The sequence below is a fragment of the Legionella norrlandica genome (assembly GCF_000770585.1).
In the GTDB taxonomy this organism is placed as follows: Bacteria; Pseudomonadota; Gammaproteobacteria; order Legionellales; family Legionellaceae; genus Legionella; species Legionella norrlandica.
Genome location: NZ_JNCF01000035.1, coordinates 1 through 8,256 on the forward strand (window position 1 = coordinate 1; position 8,256 = coordinate 8,256).

Genomic DNA, 8,256 nt, shown 5'->3' on the forward strand with positions numbered 1-8,256 from the left:
CTTATAAAAATTTTGTTCCCCAATTAGTTTAACTATTCCCATTTTACGAAGTTTTTACTTCAACGGATGAGTTGGCTCCGCTTAATAAACCTTTACTCCACGCTTTTGCAATTCAAATAGTTTCTTCCATGGCTTGTAACCAGTAGCATCCATAAAGGAACCCAACGCATTCCTAATGATCAAAATATGAGGTTCAGTATGAGTGCTAGCTAATGCTCTCTGAAACGTTTCAACCGCTCCAAAGAAAAATGGACCTTCAATAACATACACCATAACTCCCTCGGGTAAATCAACATTTCTTTCTTGCGACAACTCTTGCGACAGTTGCTCCTCAGAAATACGCTGAATTTCGATGCTCTTAACCATCCGGCGTAGAAACTGTAATACAGCAATGATGACTCCAACATTGACTGCAACGACCAAATCAACAAACACAGTAAGACAAAAAGTAACCAATAAAATGACTACATCAGATCTAGGAGCAACGCGAATGAGTTTAATAAAATGGTGAGCTTCACTCATATTCCAGGCTACTACAAATAAAATAGCTGCCAGTGCAGCAAGAGGAACATTAACAGCTAAAGGAGCAAGAAATAAAATCACTAAAATTAAGGTAATGCTATGAACAACCCCTGCCAAAGGACTATTTCCCCCGTTGCGAATATTTGTAGCCGTCCGAGCGATTGCTCCAGTAGCCGCAAAACCACCGAATAAAGGTGCCGCAATATTTGCTATTCCTTGACCGACTAGCTCTCTATTTGAATTATGTTTAGTACCACTCATTCCATCGGCAACCACAGCAGATAATAAGGATTCAATTGCTCCTAGCATAGCAATCGCAAAGGCAGGGCCAATCAACTCAATCAATCTATTCACAGTGATTTGAGGCCAACTGAAAGAAGGCAGACCTTGAGGTATTCCTCCAAACATACTCCCAATAGTAGCAACCCCTTCAAAATGCCCCAATGACTGTATAAGAGTAGCTAATGCCAAAGCGGCCAATGGGCCAGGAATACGTTTTAATCCTGGCAATTTGTTAGAATAAAGTACGGTTGCTAAAGCACACCCCCCTAACAACGTCGATGGAATACTTAATTGTGGAAAAGATTGCAGCAAATGCCACAATTTTTCATGGAAATGCCCGGCTCCTGCTGAAGGCAGCCCAAAAAAATATTGCCACTGGCCTACCCAAATAACTACAGCTATTCCAGAAGTAAATCCGATAATCACTGGACTAGGGATAAATTTAATAATTGTCCCCAAACGAGCCAAACCAAAAATGACCAAAATAAAACCAGCCATTAAGGTAGCAATTTGTAACCCTGAGATACCATATTGAGCAGTTATTCCAGAAAGCACTACAATAAAAGCACCAGTTGGCCCTGCAATTTGGACTCTACTACCCCCCATAATAGAGACTATAAGTCCCGCAACAATAGCGGTATATAATCCTTGCTCAGGCTTAGCGCCTGAAGCTATGGCGAAAGCCATCGCCAGAGGTAAGGCTACTACACCAACTATTAAACCTGAAATGATATTTCGTAACCAATATTTTTTTTGAAATAAACCTGCTTGGTACGACTCAATGAGTGTTCTCATAAAAATGACCTGATGTATTAGAATTGGCCATTATTATACACATATTGCACAAAATCACGCTAATTTTTTTATAATATTTATCACTTTAATTCACATCTTGTTCTGCTTCTAATATTATATACGCTTTATAACCGGGACAAATTAGTATTATGACACTTACTGCACTAAACGCGATTTCCCCCATAGATGGTCGTTACATAAATAAAACCAGGGCATTAAGTCCTTATTTTAGCGAATTTGCATTAACATATTATCGTTTAATGGTTGAAATCAGATGGTTTGAATCATTAGCTGCAAACGATACCATTCCTGAAGTACCTAAATTAGATGATAAAGCCTGGAAATTTTTATCTGATCTTATTTCCAATTTTAATGAATCAGAAGCTGAACAGATAAAAGAATTTGAACAACAAACCAATCATGATGTAAAAGCCATAGAGTATTATCTAAAAGATAAATTTCAGGAAAATGAACAACTTAAACCTCTTGTTGCATTTATTCACTTTGCCTGTACTTCAGAGGATATCAATAACTTAGCCTATGCTTTAATGATCAAACAAGCGATAGCTCAGGTCATACAACCTACTTTGGCTGAAATTATGGGGAGTATCACTCTTCTTGGAAAACAGCATGGTGACATGGCTATGCTTTCGAGAACTCATGGCCAACCTGCAACGCCAACAACCATGGGTAAAGAATTGGTGAACTTTGTAGCCCGTCTTAAACGGCCACAACAACAATTAGCCGAAGTGCTAATCCCTGCCAAATTCAATGGAGCAGTTGGCAATTATAATGCTCACTTAGCCGCTTATCCTGAAGTCGATTGGCGTAAACATTGTGCTAATTTTGTTACGTCTCTAGGTTTATCTTTTAATGCCTACACGACACAAATCGAACCTCATGATGGAATAGCTGAAGTCTCACAAATTATGGTGCGGGTTAATAATATCCTCTTGGATTACGCACAGGATATTTGGAGCTATATTTCTCTTGGCTATTTTAAACAAAAAACGATAGCGGAAGAAGTTGGCTCATCAACTATGCCACATAAAGTAAATCCTATAGATTTCGAAAATGCTGAAGGTAATTTAGGCTTATCCAATGCCTTATTTATTCATTTTGCCAATAAATTAACTCAATCCCGTTTACAAAGAGATTTATCAGACTCCACCGTATTGCGTAATTTAGGCGTAGCGTTCTCCTATAGCCTGATTGCTTATCACTCGATAGCCAAAGGCAATGACAAGCTGCAAATTAACAAAACCGCACTACAAAAAGATTTGTCTGAAAACTGGGAAGTTTTAGCAGAAGCTGTTCAAACAGTAATGCGTCGCTACAATGTGCCCAATGCGTATGAACAATTAAAGGACCTTACAAGAGGGCAAGTCATCGACGCAGATAACCTCAAACAGTTTATCAAAAATTTATCTATCCCCGAAGAAGCAAAAGAACAGTTAATGAAATTAACACCAGAAACATATACAGGTCTTGCAACCCAATTGGTAAAGGCTTTTTCATGACTGATGAGTTCTCCCAACAAGGGCAATTATTTGAATTTGACGTTCTCGTCATTGGGACGGGATTAGCTGGATTACATTATTGTCTGCAGTTATTAGGTATCCAACCTAAACTGAAAATAGCGTTAATTAGTAAGGCAGAAGCGATTGAATGCAATAGCCGCTATGCTCAAGGAGGAATTGCTGCCGCTATTTCTCCTGAAGACTCCCTTGAGTCACATATTTCCGACACTTTATTAGCTGGAGACGGGCTGTGTTATCGACCGGCCGTTGAATTTATTATTCGTCAGGGCCTGATATCATTAAACAACTTAACGAATACAACGTCCAATTCAAGAAAGAAAATGATGGCCGCTTCCATCTTGCTAAGGAAGGAGGACACTCTTATCGGCGCATTTTTAACTGCGGCGATCAGACTGGGCTGACCATTACTCAAACGCTTAACCATTTAGCGAGACAATATCAACAAATACAATTTTTTGAACACCATGTTGCAGTCAATCTGATTACTCAATATCATCCGCACCAAACCGATAATCAAGGCGAAGTATTAGGAGCCTATATTTTAGACTGCCACCGTAATCGCATACATACTTTTATTGCCAAATGCGTTATTTTAGCTACAGGCGGAGCAGGGAAAACCTATCGATACACTACCAATCCTATGGTAGCAACAGGTGATGGAGTTGCAATGGCCTATAGAGCCGGAGCTCGTGTGGGCAACATGGAATTCTATCAATTCCACCCTACTCTTTTGCATCATCATTCGCTCAATAATTTCTTAATCTCGGAAGCGGTCCGCGGTGAAGGCGCGTTACTTAAAAACCCTGAGACAGGCGAGCGTTTTATGAAACGGTACGCACCTAACCACCTGGAGTTAGCTACAAGAGATGTCGTAGCACGAGCTATTTTTAGTGAAATTGAACAAAGCCAAGCGGGATATGTTCATCTTGATATTACCCATCAAAGCAAGTCCTTTTTGAAGAAACGCTTCCCACAAATTTACTCTACACTATTATCCATTGGCATTGATATGAGCCAAGATATGATTCCAGTAGTTCCGGCCGCACATTATCAATGCGGAGGAGTGCTGACTGATGTAGATGGTCATACCGATCTCAAGCGCTTATATGCTATAGGCGAGGTAGCCTTTACCGGCTTACATGGCGCGAATAGATTAGCAAGTAACTCTTTACTTGAAGCTCTGGTAATGGGTTTAAATGCAGCACGCTGCTCCCTTAAGGACATTACTACTCCCTTGAAATTGCTTGATCACATCCCTAACTGGAGTTCTCCAGGAGAAGTCAATGCAAGAAGAGCCAGCCAAATTAATGCTCAATGGAGAGGATTAAGGGGAGAAATGACTTCTTATGCAGGCATTGTGCGAACTGAAGCAGGACTAGAAGATCTACTACAATTAATAATGAAGCGTAAAAAAATCATTGAAGAATATTACTGGAAACATTGCATTACCAGGGATTTTATCGAATTAAGAAATATCATTCTTAACGCCGAGTTGATTGTTAGAGCAGCGCTTTCCAGAAGGGAATCACGTGGTGGGCATTTTCGTGAGGACTTTCCCAATAAAAACACAAAAGCTCAAGAAAGTATAGCCAAACTAGGACCAGTGGACAGCTCACTAGAGTAGCAATATCCAGTAAAAGATATAAAGAGATTGAGGTGTATTAATGTTTAAAAAATCAACTACTTACCAACCTGAGGCCACTTTGATGTCCATTCGTAATGATATGGCCATTTGTCAAAGTGATTATCCATTGGATTGGTACCAAGAAGATTTCATTCCTTATGCTCAAGAATACCAGGCTTTACCGGATCGCAAGCTCACTACAGTTTTAAATTGGATGAAACCCTATTTGGTAAAAGCTCAAAAACATTTTGGTAAGCAGCTACTCCTTCTTGCTCATTATTATATGGGTGGAGAAATTGTGCGGCTGATTGAACAATTTGGAGGTAAAATTGGTGATTCTTACCAATTAGCATTAATGGCTGCCAATAACCCCGAAAAATCAGTTATCGTAGAATCAGCAGTACATTTTATGGCAGAATCCATCAGCATTTTAGCTAATGAGAACCAACAAGTGTTCATCACAAATCCCAAATCAGGATGCACTATGGAAATGCTTGCCAAAGATTTCATGGTTGAACCCGCTTTTCTTGATTTAAATGAACGTTATGGTGCGGAAAATATTTTACCTGTGTGCTATATGAACACTTCGGGGCGTGTCAAAGCGATGACAGGAGCTCAAGGAGGTGCTGTTTGTACCAGTTCTAATGTTAAAAAAATATTTCAATGGGCTCAAAAGCAAAATAAAAAAATTTTGTTTATTCCTGATCAGCACATGGGCGAAAATGTAGCTTACTGGTTGGGGATTAAAAATCTTGCCTATTGGCCTGGAGGAACAGCAGGCGCTAATTATTCATTGCCAGCCCAAGATAAAAAAACTCTGGAACAATTCGATAAATCAGAGCTCATTTTATTTGCCAGCCAATGCGCCGTTCATACCCATTACCAGGCTGAAATGTGTGAATACTGGCAAAGCGAAGGATACACAACTATTGTCCATCCTGAATGTCGAAATGAAGTTATCAAAGTAGCTGATTATTCCGGATCTACTGCCTTTATATGGGACTATGTCACACACGATAAGGCAGGTACAAAACATTATGCCATAGGTACTGAAAATCACATGGTAGAAAACCTAAAGCAATATTGCAAAACGCTCGGAATTAAAGTAGTAAATCTTGCTGAAGCTCCCAAAAAGGATGCCAGTAAAAGCATAGGTTGCGGCTGCGCAACCATGTCACGCAACGATCCTCCCCACCTTGTAGCACTTCTTGATTTACTCCGGCAAGGCAAGTCCATGCCTTATAACGAAGTAAAGGCCGGTGACGTAGTGAATGAATTCACCGGAACCAGGAACAGACTACCTATCCATGATCAACAGTGGGTAATAGCTAATGCCAAAAAAGCTTTGGAAATGATGATTAATATTACTGAAGACAGGATTTAAATTAATCTATTGTAGCTCGAATTAACAAGGCATCATTAAGGAAACCTAATTCTTACTCAGAGTACGGCCTTATCTAATTCGAGCTACCTTAAATCGCCAATACCCTCGAATTCAAGACACATCAAAGAGAAGGATCGGTCACATAAAACTGGCACTCATTCAAACCTGCGGTACATACATAACCACCTATGGTTTCTATCCAGCTGTAATCAGCACGAGCCGGGATTTTTGACCGAACCTGCCATAAGATAGAATAATCGCCTACAGAATTTCTATAAGTACAAGTTATACCCTGACCATATCCAGCTACCAAGATGTTAGACCTGACAAAACGGGTATTTTCATCCCCTTGTGGGCTATTCGGTGAAAAAGGGTTTACTATCCAGGGTGATGGGGGAACTCCCCATCGTAAGGAGGTCGTTTGCGGATCAGGACAAGTCAAAGCAAAGGTACTCAAACTATATTGAACCAGAGCCAAACCTAAAATAATAGAATAATACCTTTTCATAACAGCTCCATAAACTTGATTGGTTCTATACTTATTTCATGCTCCCATTATTCAATAAATCAAAAGAAATTGTCAAACTAATAACCAATAAAACTCTTTATTAAATAATAAATCAAATTACCCATTGTTAGAATTTATTTCTTTGTTATAATGACCATCTCATGCCGGGGTGGCGGAATTGGTAGACGCGCCGGATTCAAAATCCGGTGGTGGTGACACCGTGTGGGTTCGAGTCCCACCCTCGGTACCAATGAACTATTTTGCAACAGTTCTTAATAGTTCATAATGGCACATAAATGTCTACAAGAAGAAAATACACGAAAGAATTTAAACTGGATGCGATTAGCCTAGTAACTGAGCAAGGATATTTTTGTCTGGAAGCAGCAAGGCATGCTTAATCCTTAAATAAACTGAGGCTGCTCCTATCTATAGATAACATTGTGCTCCAGCTTCTTCTTTTGGAGGTATACTCATTTGCGCTAAAAGCAACTGCACGCTAGGCTGAACTATAGGGTATCTCCATCTTTTTTCAATAACAAGCCGTATTGAATGAATTGCCACCCCTTTTTAATAAGCAAACTATTTTAGCTGTACTGCGAAATCATCATATTGGGTATTTTTTACTACGTGGAAGTTAGCGTTTAGCAATAGAGTAAATTACTAATTTCCCAAGCTCTTGGCGCCTTATTTAAGCCGTACCAGTTAATACTGCCTCAGCAGGTTGCCCTTTCTCTTTTGTCTGTTCTTTTATCAATATCAAAAATGGAATGAAAGACAAAGCAAAGGCGATTGATAATTGATATAAGCCAACCCATCCAATATGCATTTGAATAGTCGCTGCAAAAGGACCAGAGATAATCCTGGGTAAAGTAGATAATGCAACTAATATCGAAAATTGAGTTCCAGTAAACTGCTTGTTTACCAATCGCATAAATAAAGCAACTAACGCGGTGGAACCCATACCCGCAACAAAATTATCTGAAAATACCGCAATTGCCAATAAGACCACATTTTTTCCTACTATTGCCAAGATCACAAAAAGAACATTAGTAAGCGCTTGTAATAATCCAAAGAATAATAGGGAACGAAATAGTGAATAACGCAGTAATAAGAAACCAGCAGTTAAACCACCCAACAATATAGAAACTATTCCCAGCATCTTATTAATATAGCCAATAATATCCAAGGAAAAACCTAGACCTTGAATTAAAAATGGCATCACGATACCGCTGGTTGTTGTTGTGAATGCTTCCCCCAGCTTATAACAAAATACAAACATAAAAAGGTAAATGATACCCGGACGATTTAATAAATCTTTAACGGGTGCAATAAAGGAAATAATAAAATTACTCTTTTCTTTAATTTCAGAAGAAGGCTCCTTACTAAATAATACAGCAAGCATACCTACCGCTATTGCTATCCCCATAAAACGATAAGTAAAAGCCCAACCCATGTGCTCCGCCATTATCAACGCAAAACCGCCAGATAAAAAAAAACGACAACTACTATACCAAAGACCAAGCTAAAGACGCTCCAAGCGCATACTCCGGTCGGGGGAAGATACTCTGCTCTGTGTGCGTCAATGGCAACATCTTGTGTG

At 39.4% G+C, this 8,256-nt stretch carries 3 protein-coding genes, 1 tRNA gene and 4 pseudogenes; 5 read left to right on the top strand and 3 right to left on the bottom strand.

The window, feature by feature from the left end; genetic code table 11:
• Positions 1 to 1,599: pseudogene (locus tag OK13_RS09160) on the bottom strand (SulP family inorganic anion transporter); the annotation flags it as partial.
• Positions 1,600 to 1,748: 149 nt separating this feature from the next.
• Between OK13_RS09160 and purB the strand changes: the two are divergent.
• The 3 genes and pseudogenes from purB (at position 1,749) to nadA (ending at position 6,148) form a co-directional block, all read left to right on the top strand.
• Positions 1,749 to 3,119, top strand: coding sequence for an adenylosuccinate lyase (gene purB, locus OK13_RS09165; RefSeq protein WP_035890382.1), 1,371 nt, complete (start codon positions 1,749 to 1,751; stop codon positions 3,117 to 3,119).
• Positions 3,116 to 4,764, top strand: a pseudogene (nadB, locus tag OK13_RS09170) (L-aspartate oxidase). Before purB ends, nadB begins: the two are co-directional and overlap by 4 nt.
• Positions 4,765 to 4,804: 40 nt before the next feature.
• Positions 4,805 to 6,148, top strand: coding sequence for a quinolinate synthase NadA (gene nadA / locus OK13_RS09175; protein WP_035890386.1), 1,344 nt, complete (start codon positions 4,805 to 4,807; stop codon positions 6,146 to 6,148).
• Positions 6,149 to 6,269: 121 nt separating this feature from the next.
• On the opposite strand, the gene OK13_RS09180 is transcribed toward nadA, so the two are convergent.
• Positions 6,270 to 6,656, bottom strand: a complete 387-nt coding sequence (locus OK13_RS09180) for a DUF3757 domain-containing protein (RefSeq protein WP_035890393.1) — start codon at positions 6,654 to 6,656, stop codon at positions 6,270 to 6,272.
• A gap of 163 nt (positions 6,657 to 6,819) precedes the next feature.
• On the opposite strand from OK13_RS09180, the gene OK13_RS09185 reads away from it, so the two are divergent.
• Together OK13_RS09185 and OK13_RS14410 are read left to right on the top strand one after the other, a co-directional pair.
• Positions 6,820 to 6,906 (top strand) — tRNA-Leu (locus OK13_RS09185).
• Between the two features lie 46 nt (positions 6,907 to 6,952).
• Positions 6,953 to 7,045 (top strand): annotated as a pseudogene (locus tag OK13_RS14410) (transposase); the annotation flags it as partial.
• Between the two features lie 299 nt (positions 7,046 to 7,344).
• Here the strand turns inward: OK13_RS14410 and OK13_RS09190 are convergent.
• Positions 7,345 to 8,256 (bottom strand): annotated as a pseudogene (locus tag OK13_RS09190) (MFS transporter); the annotation flags it as partial.